The organism is Mesorhizobium sp. BH1-1-5 (genome assembly GCF_020165615.1).
Lineage (GTDB): Bacteria > Pseudomonadota > Alphaproteobacteria > Rhizobiales > Rhizobiaceae > Mesorhizobium.
The window spans coordinates 103736-123539 of sequence record NZ_JAIUIM010000015.1 but is presented as its reverse complement, the minus strand read 5'-3'; the positions used below and the strand labels follow the sequence as shown (position 1 = coordinate 123539).

The window sequence follows — 19804 nt, the reverse complement described above, 5'->3', positions numbered from 1 at the left end:
CCGGGATGACCGATAGGTTCGGCACTAAGAGGCCCCTGCGGGACAAGGGTTGGCCGACCTATCGCGCAGGATGCGTGCTACTGCTGCGCCATCGTCTGCTTCGCCATGGCGTTAGCGAGTTGGTCTACGTTGTACTTGAACATCTTGGCATATGTTGGTGCCGGCCCATCGGCCTTCGACAGCGCCTCAACATAGAGCTCACCACCGGGTTGTGCGTTGGTCGCGCTGGCGATCTGCCGGACAAGCCGCGGATCATTGGAATTCTCGAAGAAATAAGCCTTCACATTCTCCTTCTTGATCTGGTCGATCAGCTTCGCGACGTCGCCGGCCGATGCTTCAGCTTCAGTTGAGAACCCAAGCGGCGCCAGGAAGGTTACATCGTATTCGCGCCCGAAGTACCCGAAGGCGTCGTGGCTGGTCAGCACCTTGCGAGCCCCTTGTGGGAGCGGATCGATCTTGGCGTGAGCATAGGTGTCGAGTTCTCGCAGTTCTTTGATGTAGCGCTCGGCATTCGCTTTGAAATGGATGGCATCTTCTGGATCGGCCGCGGAAAGCGCCTTCTCGATGTTGTCGACCCAGAAGACCACATTGAGCGGGCTGTTCCAGACATGCGGGTCGGTGATCGTGGCGCCGTCTTCTTCCATTGTGCGCTTGTCGATGCCCTCGGAGGCAACCACGGGCGTTCCTGTATAGCCCGAACTGCTGATCAGGCGATCCATCCAGCCTTCGAGCCCTTCGCCGCTGACAAAGACGACATTGGCGGCCTTCAGGTTCCTGGCGTCGTCCGGCGTGGGTTCGTACTCATGCGGGTCGCCGTCCGTAGGAACGATGGTCTTGACCTCTACGCTATCTCCGCCGACTTCATGGACGACATCGGCAAGCACGGTGAAGCTCGCCACGACCTGTAGCGTCTTGGCCGACGCTCCTGCGGCCATGGCAAGAACGGCTAAAGCCGCCAGGCCTATCGTGGTGTTGAGTCTCAGTCTGTTCATGATGGATCTCTTTTGATCAGCCCCTCAGATGAGGGCGGGGAAATAGACGCCGCACGGCTCCCGACGGGGCGGCGAGCAGCGAAACGCCATAGAAGAGGCTGGCGGTCAGGATGATGCACGGCCCCGACGCATAGCCGAGATGGAAAGAGGCGATCAGCCCTACGAAGCCAGCGACGGCGGCGGTCAAGGCGGCGACCACAAACATAGCCGGCGCGGTGTGTGTCCAAAGGCGGGCGATGGCTGCCGGCAGCATCATCAGACCGACAGCCATAAGCGTGCCCAGCGCCTGGAAACCGGCAACCAGGTTCAGCACGACCAGAAAGAGAAAGATCAGGTGGTGGAGCGAGCCATGCCCACCGACTGCCCGCAAGAATCCTGGATCGAAGCACTCGACGATCAGCGGCCGATAGACGATCGCAAGGATGAGCAGGGTCAGCGAAGCTATGCTTGCGACCAGATAAAGCGCCGGAGCATCAATCGCCAGAATGGTCCCAAAAAGCACGTGCAGAAGATCGCGGCTGGAGCCACGCAACGAGACAATCAGCACCCCGGCGGCGAGCGAGGTGAGATAGAAGGTGGCAAAGCTGGCGTCCTCGCGCAGGGAGGTGGTGCGGCTGACGATGCCGGAAAGGATGGCAACGGCAAGGCCCGCGATCAAGCCGCCGACGCCCATGGCCGTGAGGGAGAAGCCGGCAAAGAGAAATCCAATCGCCGCGCCTGGAAGGACTGCATGGCTGAGCGAATCGCCGACAAGGCTCATCCGCCGAAGCATCAGAAGCACGCCGACTGGTCCTGAACCAAGCCCGAGGCAAAAGCAGGCGACAAGCGCGCGGCGCATGAAGCCGTATTCCACGAACGGTGCAATCAGGAACTCGTGCAGGCTCATGCTGCGTTCTCGTGCGGGCTCGCGCAAACCTGCGCTGCCTCGTCCCAATTTTCCGCCATGGCGCGTGCCTTGAGCAGGTTCTGCGCCGTCATCACCGAGGCGGTCGGTCCCCAGCCGATTGGCTCGCGCGCAATCAGCAGCGTTTGCGGAAAATGTGCCCGGACCTGCTCGAAATCATGCAGGACGGCGATGATCGTTCGGCCATCACGATGCCAGCGAAGCAATACATCCATGAGGTCACGGGTCGTGCGAGCGTCGATGGCCGTGAACGGCTCGTCGAGCAGCAGAACCTTGGCGTCCTGGAGCAGCAGGCGTGCAAACAAAATCCTCTGGAACTGCCCGGCCGAGAGGGAGCCTATATGCCGTCGTTCGAAACCTTCGAGTCCAACCGCTGAAAGAGCCTCGCGGGCCTTCATTGCGATGCCCGCGGTGATATCGCGAAAGGCACCTGTCTGATGCCAGGCGCCGAGCATGACCGTATCCGCAACGGTGAGAGGAAAGCTTCGGTCGATCTCGGCGGCCTGTGGAAGATAGCCAAGGTCACGCAACCCGAGGCCGCCGAGATCGATATGACCTTCGGCGATGGGAAGCTGCCTCATGAGCGCCTTGACCAGCGTAGACTTGCCGGCGCCGTTCGGCCCCGTGATCGCCGTCATGCTTCCAGGCGCGAACCAACCGGAAAGGTGATGGACCGCGGGATGCCGGTCATAGGCAACCGTAACGTCCGAAAGACGGATGGGGGAATCGGTCACGGCAGCGAAACCGCCCACGCGACCATCAGCCAAAGCGCTACTACAATAATGCATACGACCGCCATGCGCTCGAGGACTGACCAGACGAGAAACGATCGGGCCAACCGGCCGCGCCACTTTGTCGACGGTTGGCTCATGCCGCTTCTCGTACCCAGAGCGGAAACGGGTCGGGGAGGTTCTTCCACTGGTCGGGCAAGAATGTATCGGTGTCCAAGAGGCACGAATCGAGTTCGGCACGTATCCGAACTTCGTTCATCGGGTGCACTCCAATGATGACGATCTCCTGCCGGCGATCACCCCATATCGGATCGAAATAGGGTCGCATGGACTGGCGCCATCCTTCATGCTCGGGCCATCGCGCCTGCGGAACAGCCGACCACCAAAGGCCCCGTTTCTCAGTGCGGACCAGCGCGCCCGCCTGGCTGATCTCTCCGACATGGTGCGGTCGTGTGGCCAGCCAGAAGAAGCCCTTCGCCCGCACGACTCCCGGCCATTCGCGGTCAATGAAAGCCTTGAAGCGTGCAGGGACGAAGGGTCGGCGTGCCCGATAGACAAACGAGCGGACGCCGTATTCTTCAGTTTCCGGAACGTGGTCCTTGAAATTATTCAATTCCTTGAACCAAAGCGGATGCTCCTGCGCCTTTTCGAAATCGAAGAGACCGGTATCGAGAATGGAGCCAAGCGGCGCCGCACCAAAGTCGGTCTCGACGATGCGCGCGTCCGGATTGAGCGCACGCAGGATCTTCCGGGCGGAATCAAGGTCCGACCTGCTCGCCGTCGAGATCTTGTTCAGCACGATGACGTCGGCGAATTCGATCTGGTTGACGAGAAGGTCGACGAGTGCCCGATTGTCGGTATCGCCAAGCGACTCTCCGCGATCCCTGAGGAAATAGCTCGACCCATAGTCCTTGAGCAAATTGGCCGCGTCGACCACGGTTACCATCGCATCGAGGCGCGCAACGTCCGAAAGGCTCCCTCCTTCCTCGTCGCGGAACTCGAAGGTGGAGGCAACGGGAAGAGGCTCGGAGATGCCTGTCGATTCGATCAAGAGGTTGTCGAAACGGTCCTGTTCGGCAAGCGCGCGCACTTCCTTGAGGAGGTCATCGCGCAGCGTGCAGCAAATGCAGCCATTGGTCATTTCCACCAGTTGCTCGTTGGCCCGCGACAGGTTTCCACCATCGCGAACGAGAGCGGCATCGATGTTGACCTCGCTCATATCGTTGACGATGACAGCGACGCGCCGCCCTTCCCGATTGTTGAGAATGTGATTGAGAAGCGTGGTCTTTCCGGCTCCGAGGAAGCCGGAAAGGACCGTGACAGGTAATCTTCGCCGTGCTGCGATCGGCATGACGTTTCTCCAAGCTTGGCTTGACGAGAGCATTCCGGAACGTTGAGGTTGACGGACGGATACGTTATGTTATTACGTACGTCAACAAAGAATCGTTACGTTATCTCATAACGAATGTGACCCGCTATGCTTCGTCGATCATATGGGCAAACCGCGACGGTGGGGCAGATACCCGAGCTAACGAGGAACCAAAAGCTGGTGTTGGAGGTCATCTCCCATGCCCGGAAGCCGGTCAGCGCGTATGACATCCTCGATGAAATCAGGCCGCAAGGCATCCGGTCGCCAGTGCAGGTCTATCGGGCGGTCAAGAAACTCATCCAGGATGGTACCGTCCACAAAATCGAGAGCCTGAATGCGTTCGTGCTATGCGCCGGCCCGCATGCCCATGGTCGGGGGACAGCAATTCTGGCGATTTGCGAACGATGCGGCCGGGTCACGGAGTTCTGCGACGACATCATCGATCGCCGGCTTGCCGAAGGGGCGCGGCGCCAGAGTTTTAAAATTTCGGCTGTGAGCCTCGAACTTAGCGGGCTATGCGCTGACTGCCTTTTCGAAGCGAACGCAACCCTTTGAACGGCAGATTCCAAATTCTCTGAGAATCCAGATCATCATTTGGAAGGAAAGATTGATGTCAATGCCTGCCGAGCGCACTCCAGTAACCGTGCTTACCGGTTATCTTGGATCCGGGAAAACCACGCTGCTCAACCGCATCCTGACCGTGAAGCATGGCAAGAAGTACGCCGTGATCGTCAATGAATTCGGCGAAGTCGGCATAGACAACGATCTGATCGTCGATGCCGACGAGGAGGTCTTCGAGATGAACAACGGATGTATCTGCTGCACGGTTCGTGGCGATCTGATCCGCATCATCGAAGGTCTGATGCGCAGACGCGACCGGTTCGACGCGATCCTCGTGGAAACCACGGGCCTCGCCGATCCCGCGCCGGTCGCGCAGACGTTCTTCGTCGATGAGGATGTGCGCACAAAGACCAGGCTGGACGCCATCATCACCGTTGTCGATGCCAAACACCTCCTAGGCGAGCTAGACAAAGCGCATGAGGCTCAGGAACAGCTCGCCTTCGCCGATATCGTTCTCCTTAACAAGACCGACCTCGTTTCAGCCGAAGAGCAGAAACAGGTTGAGGAGCGCATCCGCCGCATCAACCCCACCGCAGCGATCCATGGCACGGAGCGCTGCGGTATCGATCTCGAAAAGATTCTAGAGCGGAACGCCTTTGACCTCGATCGGATTCTCGAGGTTGAGCCGGATTTTCTCGACGTGTTTCACGAGCACGAACACGACGATCACGTGACGAGTTTTTCGTTGGTGACGAAGGACCCGCTCGACTCTCAAAAGTTCATGCCATGGATCGGGATGATCACGCAGCACTTCGGAATGGACATTCTGCGCATGAAGGGCATCCTCGCATTCAAGGAAGACAATGACCGCTTCGTCGTGCAAGCTGTCCACATGCTGCTGGAGGGCGATCATCAGCGGCCTTGGAAGGAAGACGAAGAGCGCGTCAGCCGTCTGGTGTTCATTGGCCGTAACCTGCGCAAGGACATCATCGAAGACGGCTTTCTGGCGTGCCGTGCATGATACCATTCTTCAATCCGCTGGCGCCTCGCAGCAGAACGGTTCCTCCCTCTTCGTCGAGAATCAAGGATTGGGTGAGAGCCCATATCGGTTGGTCCGAAGATATGACCATTTCGGTGAATGAAATCATCTGCCGCGATCAGGGATGCCCGGACGTCGAGACGGTCATCGGCATCATAGTGGCAAACGTGCCGACCCGGTCCATCCGCATTTTGAAGCCCATAGAGAATGTGCGCGAAACGGATGTGGCTCATGCGCTGGAAAATACCGGGCCCCGATCGGCCGTTCAGGAAAAGCGAAGGGATAGGAGAGGCTGAGGTATTCGGGCTCATCCCCCCGCCAAACCGTTGGCGGCGGACCCTCAGAAATGCCATGCAAGGACGGTCGACCGAAATTCCCCGGCAACCGCACAGCGCTTGTTCACGGAAGGGATGGCCTTGCAGCGTTCCGTGAACGGTCGCCTTGCCGATTGATGCCCGGAAACGGTGTTTCAAAGCGGTTTGCTCCGCCTTCGGTGAACGATGCCGGCGGAGGCGGTGGCGCAAGCACCTGAGGCTTGGAGGCAATTGCCGCGCCGCCAAGAAGAAGGCCAATCGCAATCAGCCAGCTGCCAAGGATGCGCGCGGCAATCGGAAACCAGCCGTGCCAGAAGGCGTGCCCGCTGAGACCAATGGCAGCCAGGATCCACAAACCGATAAGCGTGGCGACCATCGAAATTGCGGGATCATGCAAGGTGGGGTCGGTCAGCGTTGTGGCGACACCGAGCATCGCGCCGATCAACATGGCGCCAACGGGAAGAATCCATCGTCTGACGCGGGCAGGCAGGATCAACAGCAGGCCGGCCGTGAGCGCCGAAACTGGCCCGGTCAGGAAAAGGTGCGTTGTCACCCCGGGGACGTCCGCCATGATGGCGAGATACCGATCACGAAAGGCAATTCCGAGCACGACGCCCAGGAGAAATGTTGCCAGTGCGGCAGCCACGTGGCGTCCGCGCGCCAGTGCGATCGCCACACCCAATCCGGCAAGCGGCATGACCCGTTCTGCGGAAAGGCCACTGTTGAGAATCCACCATGTCGTCACCGACCGTTCGGATCGCGTTTCCAATACGAGAGCGCAGATCGAGGCAATCCCGAGGAATGCCAGCAGGGGACCGGACCAGCGCAGAGCCCCGAAGGTTGTTCGCTTGGTGTCTTTCTCAAGCGACAAGAAAAAAGATGCCTCCAACCGCGATCAGCCCGCCCAGCGCTTGCGATAGCCGTCCGCCGAACGGCTTGCCTAGAACAAGCCCGACCCCGATGCCAAGAAGATGGATCAAGCCGGTGGCGATGACAAACCCGATTGCGTAGTCGGCGGGGTCAGCTGCGTTCGGCAGCTCCGCGCCGTGAGCATGTCCATGGCAGATCGCAAACACTGCGATCAACAGCAAGGCCATCCATTCCGCCGGCCGCCAGGCGCATGCAATGGCCAGCCCTAGCGCGATGATCGAAAGCGCGATTCCGATTTCCACGCCGGGCAGAGGGATTCCCGCAATGCCGGCGATGCCGCCGAGAACCATGATCAGCGGGAAGGCAACCGGCAGCGTCCATATTGATCGTCCGCCGATCTGAGCACCCCATAGGCCGACGGCGAACATCGCCAGAAAATGATCGGGGCCGGTCAACGGATGCTCGAACCCGCTGCCGAACCCCCCAGATCCAGACTGAATTATGTGAGCCTGGACCGCCGTCGGCATGGATATGAGTACACAACTGACGACCAAGAGAGAGACGAAGACACGCCCTGGCCGAAAGGCATCGGTTTGCGTAAGGTTCGGTTGATGCGCCGCGACGGTCTCCTGACTACGCACTAATCACGTCACCCATGATCAATCGTTCCGGACAGAACTCTTTGGATGGTTCTAGCGATAGAGTGTGCGAGACGCATTAGCAATTTCAACAGTTGGCGGCATCGTGATGCGTATCGTGCCGGCCGTTCTATCGCGAAGCGCTGTGAGCTTGGCGATCTCGCCATCGCATTCGCCTAACGCGCTGCCTCCTCCTGGCCGACGGCCATCTTTAATGGAGATGCTGGCCTGCCGCGCCAACGCCCTGAAACAGTCGCTCATCTCATTGCAAAGTCACCAGCCATTGCGGTGAGCGTTTGGCGCCACATCTTTAGATCCATGGCAAAGGTTTTTGGGAGGATCCGCGCGCTCGGAACGGCGGTGACGGCAGCCGTTGCCATCTCGCTCGCCGCCGAAGCAGGTGCGAAGGTGATTGAGCTGCCGGCGACCGCGCCTACACCACAGATCCGGCCAGACGAGCCGCTCGACGAGGGGCTCGCCTCAAGGCAATCGCCTATACCGAGCCCGCGGCCGGAGGCGGCGCCCTCATCCGACAGCGTAGGCCCGCTGGCGCCGATTCCTCCCGCCGCGCAGGCACCACTACCCCGCCCAGCCGTGCCAGCCGAAAAAATGTCTGAATGCATCGACGAATTGCGGACGCTTGGCGTCGACTTCTCCAGGCAAGCGCCAATCACCGACCCGATCGGCTGCTCGGTGCAGAACCCGGTGGTGCTCAAGAAATTCGGAAAGGGTATGAAGGTAACGCCTGATGCATTGCTCGACTGCCCAATAATCCAGACTGATCCGGACGCTGGAGGATGCCGCGGAGGCAGAAAGTAGCATACTCGGCGGAGGATGGCTCGGCCCTCTTAACGGCATCCCGGTCGGCATCAAGGACCTGATCGACGTTGCGGGTCTGCCAACGACGGCGCAGCCGAACACCGGCGCAACTGCATCGCCGGGAAAAATGCCGGTGTCGTTGAAGCCTTGCGGCGCGCTGGCGCAATCATCCTCGGAAAACAGGCGACAGCCGAATACGCGGTGAGCGGAACACAGATGGACCTTGGATGGCCACCGGTGCGCAATCCCTGGAACCGAGATCTCGATCCGTCGTCCTCATCGAGCGGCTCGGCCGTTGCTGCAGCCGCCGGCCTCTGCGCGGGATCGGTCGGCACCGAAACCGCAGGATCCATTCGCGACCCTGCCGCCTGGTGCGGGGTCGCGGGGCTGAAGCCCACGAACGGACTCGTCAGCACACGCGGCGTCCTGCCTCTATCGCGGTCGATGGACTGCGTAGGTCCTATCGCCTGGACCGTCGAGGATTGCGCCTTGATGATCTCGCAAATGGTATCGTCAGATCCGCAGGACACCGAGATCAAACGCTTCGGGGGGCCGGACATCTCGACCCTTTCCGACGGAATCCGTGAGCTGCGAATAGGGGTCGTGAGGCATTTCTACGAGGACGCCCCCGACATCGACGATGACGTTCTCGATGCCATGGAAGGCTCCCTCATCACATTTGAAAAGCTTGGCGCTCGACTGTCCGCGGTCCGGTTGGCTGAGTTCGACGCCTATTGCGCGATCGCGCGCAACATTTCGTGGCCGGAAGAATATGCCGAGCACCGCGAGGAACTCGACGCCTACCCCGACCGGTTCCACCCGGTGAGCCGCTCGCGCCTGCAGGATGGAAGAGATGTCATGGCCGCTGATTACATCGGGGCGCGGCGGCGACAGGCTGCGTTGACAGCGGAGCTGGGTGAGATCATGCGGAACGTTGATGTCCTGATATTGCCGACGAACAAGAAGCCGGCGCAGATCTTGGGCTATGAACACACGCCGCTAGGAGACGCGGAGCTGTCCTTGACGCGGCCGTTCAACCTGACAGGGGGACCGGCTCTCGCCCTGTGCAACGGCTTTACTGCGTCCGGACTACCGACGTCGATCCAGATCATCGGCAGGCATTTCGAGGACGACACGGTCCTGAAAGTCGGACACGCGTTGGAGACGGCGCTCGGACTGCGAACGCGACGTCCCCTCATGGGGGCGCCCTGAGCAGCTCCGCGGTATCTCGGCAGCGTCGTTGCATCCAAATCGCCGCGGATCGGAAAACCGACTTCTCCTTCCTGATGAGGGGTGTTAGCAAGGCACGAACTGGAGGGGTTTGTGGTCAAACGCACCGCGACATTGCGTCTGGTGGCGGCACTAGTCCTTGCGCTGGTGCTCGTCAGCCAATCCGTCGTCGGCGCCTTCGCGCTTGGCGCGGCTGGTGCTGGCCCGCAACTGGATGCCTTCGGCAATCCGCTCTGCCTGAACGGTTCTGATCATGACAATTCCGGCGGGTCCGGCACGCCGGATCACTCCAAAAGACCATCCTGTTGCACCTTCGCCTGCTCGATGTTCTGGCCCGGGATAGCTGCACCGACTAATGTCGGTCAGATTGAGCCCGGCCTTCGTATTGGCTTGCGCCTGGCGTTCACGCATCACGCAGCGATAGACCTCCACGAGCAGGGCTATCGCCCTGGAAATCCCCGCGCTCCCCCGCTGACGGACTGATCGAACAAGGCCACCCTGCCACAACGCAGGGGGCGTTCCATCCAATCGTCAAAAACACGCGGCCCGCTGCCTCAAAAATGGCATGGCTGTCATCGGGAGTCTTCCAATGCAAGGAAGTCAACGCGCGTTCACGCGAGCGCTTTCGTTCATCCATTCGCGGGGCCGGTTCCGTTCTTTCGAAGAGCGGTTGGGTCTTGCCGTCTTCACGCTGGCTCTGCTTTTCGCCACAACCCACTCGCTGGTGGCGCAAGAGTTCAAGGCCGGCGACATCGAGATCGTCCATCCTTGGTCGCGGGCCACGCCCGAAGGCGCCATGGTCGCCGCCGGCTACCTGACGCTGAAGAACCACGGCAACTCGCCCGACCGGCTGGTCTCGGCCACCGGCGAAGTCGCCGGTATGACTCAGGTCCACGAAATGGCCGTCGACGCCAATGGCATCATGACCATGAAGCAGCTTGCCGACGGGCTGGAGATTCCGGCCGGCGGCGAAGTCGCGCTCAAGCCCGGCTCGTTCCACATCATGTTCATGGACCTCAAACAGCCGGTCAAGCAAGGCCAGCCCTTCAAGGGCACGCTGACTTTCGAAAAGTCCGGCACGGTCGAGGTCGAATACGCCGTCGACGCGATGGGAGGCGGGCACGATGACCACGGAGGCTGAAGCTCGCCCTGGCCGGCGCCTGGGGTCGATCATTGCGCTTGCTTGCCTCATGCTGGTGCTGGTCGGCATCATGGTGATGATTATATGGCCGCGCGTCGTGCAAACGGCCGTCTCGCCGATCGGCGGTCCGTTCACGTTGACCACGCAGACCGGAGAGAAGCTCTCGGACGCGGACTTGCAGGGCAAGCCCTTCGCGATCTTCTTCGGCTTCACGCGTTGTCCCGAAGTATGTCCGACCACCTTGTGGGAGACGACGGAGGCACTGAAGAGCCTCGGGCCCGACGCCGACAAGCTTCGGGTGCTGTTCGTCTCGGTCGATCCCACCCGGGATACGCCGGAGTTCATGGCACGCTACCTGCAATCCTTCGACAAGCACATCACCGGTCTTACAGGCACGGAGGCCGAGATCGCCGACGTCGGCAAGGAATATCGCATCTACTACGAGAAGGTGCCGACCGAGGACGGCGACTACACCATGAACCACACCGCTTCCATCTTCCTGATGGATGCCCAGGGGCAGTTCGCCGGCACGATCTCCTATGGCGAGGACATGGCGACGCGGCTGCAGAAGCTGCGCCGGCTGATCGGAACAGCGACATGAGGGCGGACCGCTTCACACCGTCCTGCTGCGCCAAGCGCTGGCCGGCATAGCCCCTGACTGAACAAACGCTGCCGCGTCGCATGCGCGGCCGCGTCCTTCACCAATCAAAGCAACAGGCGGCCATTCGGACCGCCATACTGGAGAGATTACTCATGTCCACCGCAACGCTCACGGCGCAGCCGGACACTGCTGTCAGCACCCGGCTCTATCGCGCCATCTGGCGCTGGCATTTCTATGCCGGCCTCTACGTCATCCCGTTCCTGCTCGTGCTCGCCTGCACCGGGCTGATCATGGTCTACGGCAACTCGGTCGAAACCTTCCTCGGCGCCAAGCATTACGTGGCGCCCGGTGGAAAGCGCGCTTCCTATGTCGCGCAGTCGCAGAACGCCGTCGCGGCAATCCCGGGGGGCTCGCTCAAGCTCATGGTCGTACCGAAAGAGGAAGACCGCGCGACCGTCTTCATCGTCAACGGCAATGGCAAGGACAATGTCGTGGCGGTCGATCCGCACGGGGCCAAGGTGCTCGACACCATCGTCAAGGACGACACCTGGTTCTACTGGGCCGACCATATCCACGGCACGCTGCTATTGGGCGATGTCGGCGACCGGCTGCTCGAGATCGCCGCTGGCCTCGGCATCGTGCTGATCCTGACCGGCCTCTACATGTGGTGGCCGCGCAATGGCCGCTCGCTCGGCCGCGCCCTGCTGCCGAACCTCGGGTTGGGCGGCCGGGCGTTCTGGAAGGATCTGCACGTCTCGCTCGGCTTCTATGTTTCTATCGTTCTGTTCTTCTTCTTTCTGTCGGGGCTTTCCTGGACCGGCATCTGGGGCACCAAGTTCGTACAGGCCTGGAGCACGTTCCCGGCGGCGAAGTGGGACAATGTTCCGCTCTCCGACAAGACCCATGCCTCAATGAATCACGGTGCGCTGAAAGAAGTGCCATGGACGCTCGAGCAGACGCCGATGCCTAAGTCGGGTTCGCAGGCGGGCGCCGCCGGGTTGCAGATGGGCTCCGTCAATCTGGACACCGTCGCTGGCTACGCCCGCGCCAACGGCTTCACCGAGCAGTTCCGCATCAACGCGCCTCAGGACGATGGCGGGGTCTATACGATCTCGGCCGATTCCATGGATGCCGATACGCATGATCCCTTTGGCGATCGCACCGTCCACATCGACCGCTACACGGGCAAGATTCTCGCCGACGTGCGCTTCGCCGACTACGGGCTGGCCGGGAAGGCGATGGCGGTGGGCATTGCTCTGCATCAGGCCAATCTCGGCTGGTGGAACACGGCGCTCAACGTGCTGTTCTGCCTGTCGGTCATCGCCATGGCGCTTTCCGGCGTCGTCATGTGGTGGAAGCGCAGGCCCGCTAGGCGGCTCGGGGCGCCGCTCTATCCCAAGAACTACAGGGCGCCGGTCGCGATCATCGTGATCGCGCTTGCGGTCTCGATCATCTTCCCGTTGACGGGCCTGGCGATCGTGGCCTTCTCAATCATCGACTTCTTGATGCCCAAGCGGTTTAAGGAAGCAGGTCTACAGCCGGCGGGGGCCTGAGTGCAGACTGCTTGACGGTCGCCCGCCTGGCGCGGGCGACCTCGGCCTTGAAGATCCGGCGAGCCGCTATGCGGCGATTGACCTGTTTCGCGAGGCGTGCGAGCCGAAGATCGACCAGCCAGCGGCGATGAGCGCCGTCGCTGCCAACACCAGCACGGCAAGGCTGGGCAGGTGGAAGAAAACGCCTCGCCATCGCGGCTCGACGATCTCGCCGGTGCTGAAGCCCTCGGCGCTGAACTGGCACAGGACCCAGGAGGCGCCGCTACGCACCATGTCGGCGTCGATGTTGGAAATCAGCGCCTTGGCTTCGTTCTGGGCCGAGGGCATCTTCGCCATGTAGGTGAGAAGAGCCTTGGCGGTCGCCAGATACGCATGACTGCATTCGTTAAATGGACTCTGCTCGTCGGCAAGGCTTCCCGGCATCAACCCCCAGAGGCAGTATGTGTATTGCAGGTTGCCGTGATTGTAGAGGCGCCGGAAGGTCGGATCGGTCTCTGTCTGCCGCAGAGCCAGATCGAGGATATCGCTGCGATAGCGGGCGATCACCGCCATCTGGCCATGGGTGAGGCTGGGAATCTGGATGCCGGGCGGGGGCGGCGTCGAGCGCGTGGTGTGCGCATCAGCAGGCGCGGCGGCGAGCAGGAAGACAAGCGCGAAGGCCGCCAGGGCGAAAAACCGAGGCGGCCAGCGCATCGCGGGTCAGGCGTAGCGGCGGGCGCCGCCACGCTGGTTGCGCGCCGCGAGCTCTCGCTCGACGACAGCACCGAAGGCAAGCCCGATGACGGTCCACATCACCAGCTGAATACCCAGCGAAGCGACGCGGAACTGCCAAAGCACCACCGCCGAGAACTGTTCCGGCACCTCGTTGATGTCGGGAAGAGCGGCCTTCACCAGCGCGAAAACGACGAGGAAGGCAAGGCCGGCAACGATCGTCGCATCCCAGGCGCCGAGTCTGTCCCACAGCCGTTGCGCGAGGCCCACAGCCGCTACCATCGTCGCCAGCGAAACGACGATCATGATGAAGAACAGTTCGGTGCGGTAGCCGATGGTTTCGGGATTGCCGACCGAGGGCGGGTTCGCCGGATATTTCAGCCCAGGAACCACGATCACGGCGAAGAAGCCGAGCAGCGCCAGCAGCGCGGAGGTGGCGCGGGGTCCGAGCGATCCCATCCTACCATAAGCGAACGAGAAGACGAGTGAGAACAGCCCGCCAAGCGCGGCGCCATAGACCAGCACGCCGCTGGCGAGGCCGATGCCGGCCTGCGTGGCGCGGCTGACAATCCCCGGCTCCGGCGCCACGCCGGCGGCCTGGTCCTGCTGTTCCTCGAAGGCGATGGCCTTGTCGACCTGCGGCTCGCCATAGACCCGCGCAAAGGCGAACGCCAAAATCCCCGCGACCAGCCCGACGAGCATGCCGCGCAGCAAGAGTTTTCCGACCATGTCAATCTTCCCTTAGTGGCAGGGGAAGCCGAGCAAGTGGCGGCCGTCATGCACGAATTCGTGCACATACATGCCGCGGATCAGCGATGTCGCGCCTTCTTCCGCACCGACGAAATAGATCGCCAACATAAGCAGCAGGCCGCCGAAGATGGCCCACGGCAGAAGCTCGCGGACTGGAATCGGCACCGGGCCGTAGCTGGGTGCGAAGGTGGTGTCGGACATTTTTCCTCTCCTGGGATACTGCGTCCCGTTGATCGAACGAATGCTACGGAAGAAGGCCTGACTTTCGGCTGTTGCCGATCACAGTGGCGCGACCGTGCCGGATTTACACCGACTTCCAATCCCGTATCGTCGCAGACACTATTCAGCGCCTCGTTCGCCGTCAATGTATCGTCAACGAGCGACACGAGATCGTGACGCGCAATTCGACTAGGCCACAGAGGCGGTTTTGATGCTCGTACGCCTGACGATGATCGCAAGTGGAGCAACGCTTGCCGCGCGCAAGGGGCGCTTCCCTTTAGATGAGCGGCTGGAGTCGCAGGCACTCACTCGCGCGAGCGCGGTCGGCCCGGGGTTGCGCCGCGCCGACCGCGTCTGGACCAGCCCGGCGCTGCGGGCGCGCCAGACCGCCGAGGCGTTCGGACTAGAAGGCTCGGTCGAGCCGTTGCTCGCTGACCAGGAATTCGGGCAATGGGGAGGCAAGGGTTTTGAAGAGGTGCAGGCCGAAGATCCGCAGGGCATATCCGCCTGGTTCTCGGACCCGGATGCGGCTCCCCAAGGGGGCGAGTCACCCGCCGACGTCGCCCGTCGGACGGCAAAGCTCATGGAGCGGCTGGTTGCCGAGCGTGGCCACACCATCGCGGTGACCCACGCAGGCATCATCCGCGCCGCGATCATTCATGTCCTCGGCGCGCCGCTCTCTTCGGCCCGGAAGATCGATGTCGAGCCACTCAGCTTTACCGATTTCCGCAGCGACGGCACCCGCTGGCTGCTGCGCGCCCATGGTTCGCAGCCGCGCGGGCGGCCCGGCGCCGACTAGCTCTAAATCAGGAGTTCGGATCCAGCATGCCGAAAATCGAAACGAACAGGATCGCGGCGAGCGCGAGCACGATCTCGATGGCGGTGCCAACTCGGATCGCATGGAGTGCGGTCGAGTGCGCACGACCGATACGCGGCACGAACCAGTAGCGGTTGGCTGTCGCCATCGCAATCATGGCCAGGACGGCGACAACCTTCATCGACAGCAGCATGCGATAGGGCGACGACAACCCGAACGGCCAACCGACAATGAAGAAGCTGTTGGCAATTCCGGACAGAATAGCCAAGGTGACGACGACATGGCCGGCGTTCGAGAAGCGGCGCAGTGCCGTCGCGGCGTCGGCGTCGAAAGGCGCCTTGCTGGCGCTTGCCAGGATGAGCAGCAAAGGCAAAAGCGCACCCACCCAGGCGCCTGCCGACAGGACGTGCAGGGCATCGTTAAGCGGGTGGACGATGCCCCGCCACCCTTCGTTCATGACCGCATGACCGCTAAGCGCCAGGCAGACGAGGCCAAGCCCCGATGCGATCGCGGTTGTCGCCAGTCTTAAGCGGGGCGCGATCATTTGCGTGGCGACAAGCAGGACGCCGGCCAAAGCTTGAGCCAGCCACGCCGTACCGATGTTGGTTGAGGCAAGAACATCCCATAGCATCTGGCCGTTCACGGCGTCGGACCAGCCGTCGCCGATCATCGCCGTTTGTGTCGGCAGGGTGAGGCAGGTAGTACCCAGGGTCAGGCTGACTGCGGCGAGGCGAAAGATTGTCAGCCTGCCCGCGACCGGCTCCGCCACGGATTGCGGCACGAGTACCGCAAGATAGGCAGAGGTACCCCACAGCGCCATCAGCGAACTGTCGTGCACGAAGCGGCATGCCGCAAGCAGCACATCCGGGCTCATGGGCCAGTCCAGCGGCAGAGGAACGGAGCGTCGGTCATGGAAAGGCAGGCGGAAATGCCGGGGCACCCCGTCATTCGCGCTCAAGGCTTCACGGTGAACTTGTAGTCGCCGTGGGTCTTGTGGCCATCCTGCGAGAGCGCATGCCATTCGACCTTGTAGGCGCCTGCGCCGAGCCCGGCGGGGAGATTGACCATGAACGTCTTGTCGCCGTCCATAAGCATGTCGCCATCCGTCTTGATCTCCTTCTTATCCGGCCCAGTGACCTTCACGCCGGTAAACTTCAGATTGAGTTCTTCACTGAACTTGAGGTCAAGTTCGGTGGGGGCTTGTTTCACCGTGCCGTTGACCGGGGGTTGCGCGGCCTCCAGATGGGCGTGTGCATAAGCGACGCCTGAGAGCGTGACAGAGGAGACAGCCGCAAAGGCGGCGGAGAGAATGACATTACGCATGATTTTGATTCCTTGTTTTCAGGTGGCCTTGGCTCAGCCCAATCGAACCGTGAATTTGATTTTGTGATTTGCCCTGCCGAAGCCCGGACAGGCTTTGCAAGATGATGGGAGCCGGGGGACGGCGGGCCGCGCGGACCGAGAGGTCCCAGTTTCTGACCACGGACTGGCGCGACGGCGAGCCGCTTGTCATCGGAAACTAGCAGGTAGGTGATCGGCGCGGCGCCGACGCTGTCCGCTTCGGGGATGATGGCCGTTCCGAGATCGCATCCGGACAGGCAGCAGTCACAACTATATCCGCCCTCATGCGAAGAGTCGTGGCCGGGGCCGCCGGTATCAGTCGTGCATAGGACGTTGCCAAACGCATCGCGAGGTCCGGCAGCGGCCTGCGCTCCCATCCAGGCACCGCCTAGCAGGGTCTGGAAGAGGAGGATTAGGGCAGCGGCAATCGCTGCGGAAGCGGACCATCGTTTGCAGGGCATCTTGATCTGGCCGGCCCTCCGAAGGCAAAGCTACGCCTGTGCTATCGCCGAGGGCACAAATCTCGCTTGCCGAAGCTGGCCACTGTAACGCTAGTTGCCGGATATCATAAGTGCCAAAGGGTCGACCACGCTTCTGATCGTGACGAAGGTCCGGAAAGACTTCACATTCTTGTCATCATGGACGACTCACTGCGAAACCGACCGTGAGGTTTCATCCTGAAAGCTGGAGTGTGAGCACGTGGACCCGATCCAGCAAAACGCCACGAAGATTCCGCAGGAGACGCGAGCGATCCCGGACTAAAAAGTCGATCAATATCGCCGAGCAAGCCGTCTGTCGAAGAAGCCAAAGCCGTTCGTCACCAATACGGCCAACAGGAAATATCCTAGCGCGGCAGCGAACAGCGGCTCGTAGACCCTGAAAGTCTGAGCGCGAACGAGGTTTGCGGCACCCATCAATTCGAAGACGGTGATCGTCGAGGCCAGGGCGGTACCCTTCAAAAGCAGAATATTCTGACCGCCGATCGCCGGCAGTGCCAGCCTGAAAGCCTGCGGAAGAAGCACGGAAATCATGATCCGCGTTTTGGACAGGCCAAGCGACTGGCCGGCTTCGCGCTGTCCCTCCGGGATCGACCGGATCGCGCCCCTCCATATTTCGCTGCAATAAGCCGCTGTGTTCAGCGACAGTACGAAAAACGCGTAACAGGAGGCGCCTCGCAACAGGGGCCACATCATGCTGTATCGTATGGCAGGGATCCCGGAGAGGATCTGGCCAACGCCGTAGTAGCAGAGGTAAAGCTGGACGAGGAGCGGAGTGCCCCGAAATGCCAGGGTGAAGGCGTCCGCTGGATAGCGCACCCATCGCCTGCTGGACAAACGAGCCAGGGCGATCGGGATCGCAAGCAGATTGCCGACCACCGCGCAGCCGACAAACAGGACAATGGTTGTCTGAATGCCTGCCAGGAGTTGGCTGGCGAGATATGCCTCAAACTCTGTCACGCTATTTTCGCCTTCCGGGATTGCCAGTGGCTGTTTCCAAGCCCTGAAAAAGCATCGCCGAAATGCCTGACATCACGAGGAACACGATTGCGATCGCGCAATAGAACACGAAGTAATCGTGCGTTGCGCCCGCGGCCATTTTGCCCGCCAGAACAAGCTCCGTAAAACCAATGAGGCTGACCAGCGAGCTTTCCTTCAGGACGACCAGCCACAGATTGCCGAGGCCTGGCAGTGCCAGGGGGACCATCTGCGGCAACGTCACCAGGAAGAATGTCTGGCGGCGTGTCAGACCGAGTGCATGGGCCGCCTCCAACTGACCTTTCGGGATAGCGATGATCGCACCGCGCAGGACCTCGGTGCTGTAGCCGCCCTGCACGATGCCGAGCGACAACATCGCAGCGACAAATCCGTTGAGCTGAAATTCCGAAGTCAGTCCCGTCAGGCTCACGACCCAGCGCAGCGCGTCGGTCGCGGTATAGTAGACGAGAAAAATGATGAGGATGTCAGGGACGGACCGGATAATAGTCGTGTATGCGCCAGCCGTTGCGCGAGCCACGCGGTTCTTCGAGATCTTGGCCACGGCACCGATGAGGCCGAGCGCCAGGCCGACGAGATAGGCGCTTATCGCAATGCCAATGCTCAGGCAGGCGCCGAAGAGCAATTCGTCGCCCCAGCCCTTGTCTCCGAAGCTGAGCAGGCTCAGCCAAGATACTGTCGGGTTCATAAGGCGAACTCCAGTTCAATGTCGATGGTGCCGGCCGTAATTGAGGGCCGGCACCAGGCGTGAACCAGACGCTCAATCGCCGTAGATATCGAAGTCGAAATACCGCCGGGTGATCGTGTCGTACTCGCCACTGGCCTTTACAGCCTTGAGCGCAGCATTGAGGCGGTCCCTGAGCGCCGTGTCTTCCTTGCGCACGCCGCCGCCGTCGCCATAGCCAAACATCTTCTCATGCGGCAGCGTCACCTTGATTTCATAGGCCTGGCCTTCGGGCTTCTTGAGGAAGTCCTGGATCTGGATCCCTGCTGCCGCCATGAGGTCCACCCGCCCTGCCTGCATGTCGGCGATCTCGTCGTCGAGTGTCGGATACACTTTCACCTCGGCGATGCCGTTGAACTTCTCCTGCATGTACGTCGCCTGCAGGCTCGCACTCTGTGCCGCCACGGTGACGCCCTTGAACGTGTCCGGCTTGGTCACATCGAATTGCCGCGTGTCTGCCTTGGCGCCGACAAGGACGTTGGGCGAGTAATAGTACTTGTCGGTGAAGTCGATCACCTCCTTGCGCTTGTCCGTGATCGACATGGAACTCCAGATGACGTCGAACTTTTTCGCCAACAGCGCTGGAATGATCCCGTCCCAGGCGATGTCGACGATCTCGCACTTCGCCTTCATCTCGGTGCAGACCGCGTTCATCATGTCGATTTCCCAGCCCTGCCACTTGCCGCTGGCATCCTTGACCGAGAAGGGGGCGTACGGCTCGGCGGCAACCCCGAAGCGAATGAAGTCATCGGCTGCCGACGTAGGGCTGGCGGCGCCAAAGACCGCCGCGATCAATGAAACGACGACTGCAAGTTTTTTCATGGTTATTCCCCTTTTTTGTTCGTGTGCACTTTTAGTTGCGCATTGATGGCTTAACCGCCCGGGTGCTCACCTTTTTTGAGCGGATAGTCCGTCCCAACTAGGTGACGCTTCCAGGGCAGTGTGCAGAAACGCTAACAGTTCAGGTCGAGCCGATCTAATGCTCTC

General features: G+C 61.2%; 25 protein-coding genes and 1 riboswitch. Of the genes, 10 read left to right on the top strand and 15 right to left on the bottom strand.

The features are described from left to right. Window positions 1-77 precede the first annotated feature (77 nt). From LB572_RS20810 to LB572_RS20795, 4 genes are all read right to left on the bottom strand, one after another. A complete protein-coding gene (locus LB572_RS20810) occupies window positions 78-992 on the bottom strand; it encodes a metal ABC transporter solute-binding protein, Zn/Mn family (RefSeq protein WP_412033577.1) in 915 nt (304 codons plus the stop codon). A 16-nt stretch (window positions 993-1008) separates the two neighbouring features. After that, entirely contained in the window at window positions 1009-1878 is an 870-nt protein-coding gene (locus tag LB572_RS20805) for a metal ABC transporter permease (protein ID WP_224669052.1), read from the bottom strand. Beyond that, on the bottom strand, window positions 1875-2630 hold the full coding sequence (locus LB572_RS20800; RefSeq protein ID WP_224669051.1) for a metal ABC transporter ATP-binding protein: 756 nt from the start codon (window positions 2628-2630) through the stop codon (window positions 1875-1877). Before LB572_RS20800 ends, LB572_RS20805 begins: the two co-directional genes overlap by 4 nt. A 133-nt stretch (window positions 2631-2763) precedes the next feature. Continuing rightward, the gene (locus LB572_RS20795) at window positions 2764-3978 is read right to left on the bottom strand and encodes a GTP-binding protein (protein WP_224669015.1); all 1215 of its coding nucleotides are present in this window, start codon (window positions 3976-3978) and stop codon (window positions 2764-2766) included. Window positions 3979-4104: 126 nt separating this feature from the next. On the opposite strand from LB572_RS20795, the gene LB572_RS20790 reads away from it, so the two are divergent. The 3 genes from LB572_RS20790 (at window position 4105) to LB572_RS20780 (ending at window position 5892) form a co-directional block, all read left to right on the top strand. After that, a complete protein-coding gene (locus tag LB572_RS20790) occupies window positions 4105-4551 on the top strand; it encodes a Fur family transcriptional regulator (protein ID WP_140804292.1) in 447 nt (148 codons plus the stop codon). 55 nt (window positions 4552-4606) lie between these two features. Next, window positions 4607-5578: a CobW family GTP-binding protein gene (locus tag LB572_RS20785; protein WP_224669014.1), complete on the top strand. Its 972-nt coding sequence runs from the start codon at window positions 4607-4609 to the stop codon at window positions 5576-5578. Window positions 5579-5679: 101 nt separating this feature from the next. Beyond that, entirely contained in the window at window positions 5680-5892 is a 213-nt protein-coding gene (locus LB572_RS20780) for a hypothetical protein (protein WP_224669013.1), read from the top strand. A gap of 103 nt (window positions 5893-5995) precedes the next feature. Here the strand turns inward: LB572_RS20780 and LB572_RS20775 are convergent, their stop codons facing one another. Next, window positions 5996-6781, bottom strand: coding sequence for a hypothetical protein (locus LB572_RS20775; protein WP_224669012.1), 786 nt, complete (start codon window positions 6779-6781; stop codon window positions 5996-5998). Beyond that, window positions 6771-7307: a HupE/UreJ family protein gene (locus LB572_RS20770; RefSeq protein WP_224669011.1), complete on the bottom strand. Its 537-nt coding sequence runs from the start codon at window positions 7305-7307 to the stop codon at window positions 6771-6773. The genes LB572_RS20775 and LB572_RS20770 overlap by 11 nt, the downstream gene beginning before the upstream one ends. Before the next feature lie 471 nt (window positions 7308-7778). On the opposite strand from LB572_RS20770, the gene LB572_RS20765 reads away from it, so the two are divergent. The 3 genes from LB572_RS20765 to LB572_RS20760 are packed head-to-tail and all read left to right on the top strand — an operon-like array spanning window position 7779 to window position 9449. Further along, window positions 7779-8237, top strand: coding sequence for a hypothetical protein (locus LB572_RS20765; protein WP_224669010.1), 459 nt, complete (start codon window positions 7779-7781; stop codon window positions 8235-8237). Beyond that, on the top strand, window positions 8197-8442 hold the full coding sequence (locus LB572_RS34745; RefSeq protein ID WP_412033578.1) for an amidase family protein: 246 nt from the start codon (window positions 8197-8199) through the stop codon (window positions 8440-8442). Before LB572_RS20765 ends, LB572_RS34745 begins: the two co-directional genes overlap by 41 nt. Continuing rightward, on the top strand, window positions 8352-9449 hold the full coding sequence (locus LB572_RS20760) for an amidase (RefSeq protein ID WP_318014055.1): 1098 nt from the start codon (window positions 8352-8354) through the stop codon (window positions 9447-9449). Before LB572_RS34745 ends, LB572_RS20760 begins: the two co-directional genes overlap by 91 nt. A 150-nt stretch (window positions 9450-9599) precedes the next feature. Here the strand turns inward: LB572_RS20760 and LB572_RS34450 are convergent, their stop codons facing one another. Next, window positions 9600-9722 carry a hypothetical protein gene (locus LB572_RS34450; protein ID WP_263498189.1) on the bottom strand — a complete coding sequence of 41 codons (123 nt, stop codon included), beginning with the start codon at window positions 9720-9722 and terminating at the stop codon, window positions 9600-9602. 415 nt (window positions 9723-10137) lie between these two features. On the opposite strand from LB572_RS34450, the gene LB572_RS20755 reads away from it, so the two are divergent. The 3 genes from LB572_RS20755 to LB572_RS20745 all read left to right on the top strand — a co-directional run bounded on the left by LB572_RS20755 (window position 10138) and on the right by LB572_RS20745 (window position 12762). After that, window positions 10138-10608: a copper chaperone PCu(A)C gene (locus LB572_RS20755; protein ID WP_318014054.1), complete on the top strand. Its 471-nt coding sequence runs from the start codon at window positions 10138-10140 to the stop codon at window positions 10606-10608. Next, window positions 10592-11209 carry an SCO family protein gene (locus LB572_RS20750; protein ID WP_224669008.1) on the top strand — a complete coding sequence of 206 codons (618 nt, stop codon included), beginning with the start codon at window positions 10592-10594 and terminating at the stop codon, window positions 11207-11209. Before LB572_RS20755 ends, LB572_RS20750 begins: the two co-directional genes overlap by 17 nt. A gap of 152 nt (window positions 11210-11361) precedes the next feature. Further along, window positions 11362-12762 carry a PepSY-associated TM helix domain-containing protein gene (locus tag LB572_RS20745; RefSeq protein ID WP_224669007.1) on the top strand — a complete coding sequence of 467 codons (1401 nt, stop codon included), beginning with the start codon at window positions 11362-11364 and terminating at the stop codon, window positions 12760-12762. A gap of 66 nt (window positions 12763-12828) precedes the next feature. Here LB572_RS20745 and LB572_RS20740 read toward each other — a convergent pair whose 3' ends face one another. The 3 genes from LB572_RS20740 to LB572_RS20730 are packed head-to-tail and all read right to left on the bottom strand — an operon-like array spanning window position 12829 to window position 14424. After that, entirely contained in the window at window positions 12829-13455 is a 627-nt protein-coding gene (locus tag LB572_RS20740; protein WP_224669006.1) for a hypothetical protein, read from the bottom strand. 6 nt (window positions 13456-13461) lie between these two features. Then, window positions 13462-14202: a CbtA family protein gene (locus tag LB572_RS20735; protein ID WP_224669005.1), complete on the bottom strand. Its 741-nt coding sequence runs from the start codon at window positions 14200-14202 to the stop codon at window positions 13462-13464. A 12-nt stretch (window positions 14203-14214) separates the two neighbouring features. Then, window positions 14215-14424, bottom strand: a complete 210-nt coding sequence (locus LB572_RS20730; RefSeq protein ID WP_224669004.1) for a CbtB domain-containing protein — start codon at window positions 14422-14424, stop codon at window positions 14215-14217. A 44-nt stretch (window positions 14425-14468) separates the two neighbouring features. Further along, window positions 14469-14550, bottom strand: a riboswitch (adenosylcobalamin (AdoCbl) riboswitch). 103 nt (window positions 14551-14653) lie between these two features. Between LB572_RS20730 and LB572_RS20725 the strand changes: the two genes are divergently transcribed. Continuing rightward, window positions 14654-15241 carry a histidine phosphatase family protein gene (locus LB572_RS20725; RefSeq protein WP_224669003.1) on the top strand — a complete coding sequence of 196 codons (588 nt, stop codon included), beginning with the start codon at window positions 14654-14656 and terminating at the stop codon, window positions 15239-15241. A gap of 7 nt (window positions 15242-15248) precedes the next feature. On the opposite strand, the gene copD is transcribed toward LB572_RS20725, so the two are convergent. The 5 genes from copD to LB572_RS20700 all read right to left on the bottom strand — a co-directional run bounded on the left by copD (window position 15249) and on the right by LB572_RS20700 (window position 19639). Then, on the bottom strand, window positions 15249-16133 hold the full coding sequence (gene copD / locus LB572_RS20720) for a copper homeostasis membrane protein CopD (RefSeq protein ID WP_224669002.1): 885 nt from the start codon (window positions 16131-16133) through the stop codon (window positions 15249-15251). A gap of 80 nt (window positions 16134-16213) precedes the next feature. Beyond that, window positions 16214-16582, bottom strand: coding sequence for a copper homeostasis periplasmic binding protein CopC (gene copC, locus LB572_RS20715; protein WP_224669001.1), 369 nt, complete (start codon window positions 16580-16582; stop codon window positions 16214-16216). Between the two features lie 788 nt (window positions 16583-17370). Beyond that, window positions 17371-18057, bottom strand: a complete 687-nt coding sequence (locus LB572_RS20710) for an ABC transporter permease (RefSeq protein ID WP_224669000.1) — start codon at window positions 18055-18057, stop codon at window positions 17371-17373. A gap of 1 nt (window position 18058) precedes the next feature. Next, window positions 18059-18781 carry an ABC transporter permease gene (locus LB572_RS20705; RefSeq protein WP_224668999.1) on the bottom strand — a complete coding sequence of 241 codons (723 nt, stop codon included), beginning with the start codon at window positions 18779-18781 and terminating at the stop codon, window positions 18059-18061. A gap of 72 nt (window positions 18782-18853) precedes the next feature. After that, complete coding sequence (locus tag LB572_RS20700) at window positions 18854-19639, bottom strand: transporter substrate-binding domain-containing protein (protein WP_224668998.1); 786 nt, start codon at window positions 19637-19639, stop codon at window positions 18854-18856. Window positions 19640-19804 lie beyond the last annotated feature (165 nt).

Coding starts and splice junctions, on each gene's coding strand:
- LB572_RS20810 (WP_412033577.1), bottom strand. CDS start 992: ATGAACAGACTGAGACTCAACACCACGATAGGCCTGGCGGCTTTAGCC.
- LB572_RS20805 (WP_224669052.1), bottom strand. CDS start 1,878: ATGAGCCTGCACGAGTTCCTGATTGCACCGTTCGTGGAATACGGCTTC.
- LB572_RS20795 (WP_224669015.1), bottom strand. CDS start 3,978: ATGCCGATCGCAGCACGGCGAAGATTACCTGTCACGGTCCTTTCCGGC.
- LB572_RS20790 (WP_140804292.1), top strand. CDS start 4,105: ATGCTTCGTCGATCATATGGGCAAACCGCGACGGTGGGGCAGATACCC.
- LB572_RS20785 (WP_224669014.1), top strand. CDS start 4,607: ATGTCAATGCCTGCCGAGCGCACTCCAGTAACCGTGCTTACCGGTTAT.
- LB572_RS20780 (WP_224669013.1), top strand. CDS start 5,680: ATGACCATTTCGGTGAATGAAATCATCTGCCGCGATCAGGGATGCCCG.
- LB572_RS20770 (WP_224669011.1), bottom strand. CDS start 7,307: ATGCCGACGGCGGTCCAGGCTCACATAATTCAGTCTGGATCTGGGGGG.
- LB572_RS34450 (WP_263498189.1), bottom strand. CDS start 9,722: ATGATCAGAACCGTTCAGGCAGAGCGGATTGCCGAAGGCATCCAGTTG.
- LB572_RS20750 (WP_224669008.1), top strand. CDS start 10,592: ATGACCACGGAGGCTGAAGCTCGCCCTGGCCGGCGCCTGGGGTCGATC.
- LB572_RS20745 (WP_224669007.1), top strand. CDS start 11,362: ATGTCCACCGCAACGCTCACGGCGCAGCCGGACACTGCTGTCAGCACC.
- LB572_RS20740 (WP_224669006.1), bottom strand. CDS start 13,455: ATGCGCTGGCCGCCTCGGTTTTTCGCCCTGGCGGCCTTCGCGCTTGTC.
- LB572_RS20735 (WP_224669005.1), bottom strand. CDS start 14,202: ATGGTCGGAAAACTCTTGCTGCGCGGCATGCTCGTCGGGCTGGTCGCG.
- LB572_RS20730 (WP_224669004.1), bottom strand. CDS start 14,424: ATGTCCGACACCACCTTCGCACCCAGCTACGGCCCGGTGCCGATTCCA.
- LB572_RS20725 (WP_224669003.1), top strand. CDS start 14,654: ATGCTCGTACGCCTGACGATGATCGCAAGTGGAGCAACGCTTGCCGCG.
- copD (WP_224669002.1), bottom strand. CDS start 16,133: ATGAGCCCGGATGTGCTGCTTGCGGCATGCCGCTTCGTGCACGACAGT.
- copC (WP_224669001.1), bottom strand. CDS start 16,582: ATGCGTAATGTCATTCTCTCCGCCGCCTTTGCGGCTGTCTCCTCTGTC.
- LB572_RS20705 (WP_224668999.1), bottom strand. CDS start 18,781: ATGAACCCGACAGTATCTTGGCTGAGCCTGCTCAGCTTCGGAGACAAG.
- LB572_RS20700 (WP_224668998.1), bottom strand. CDS start 19,639: ATGAAAAAACTTGCAGTCGTCGTTTCATTGATCGCGGCGGTCTTTGGC.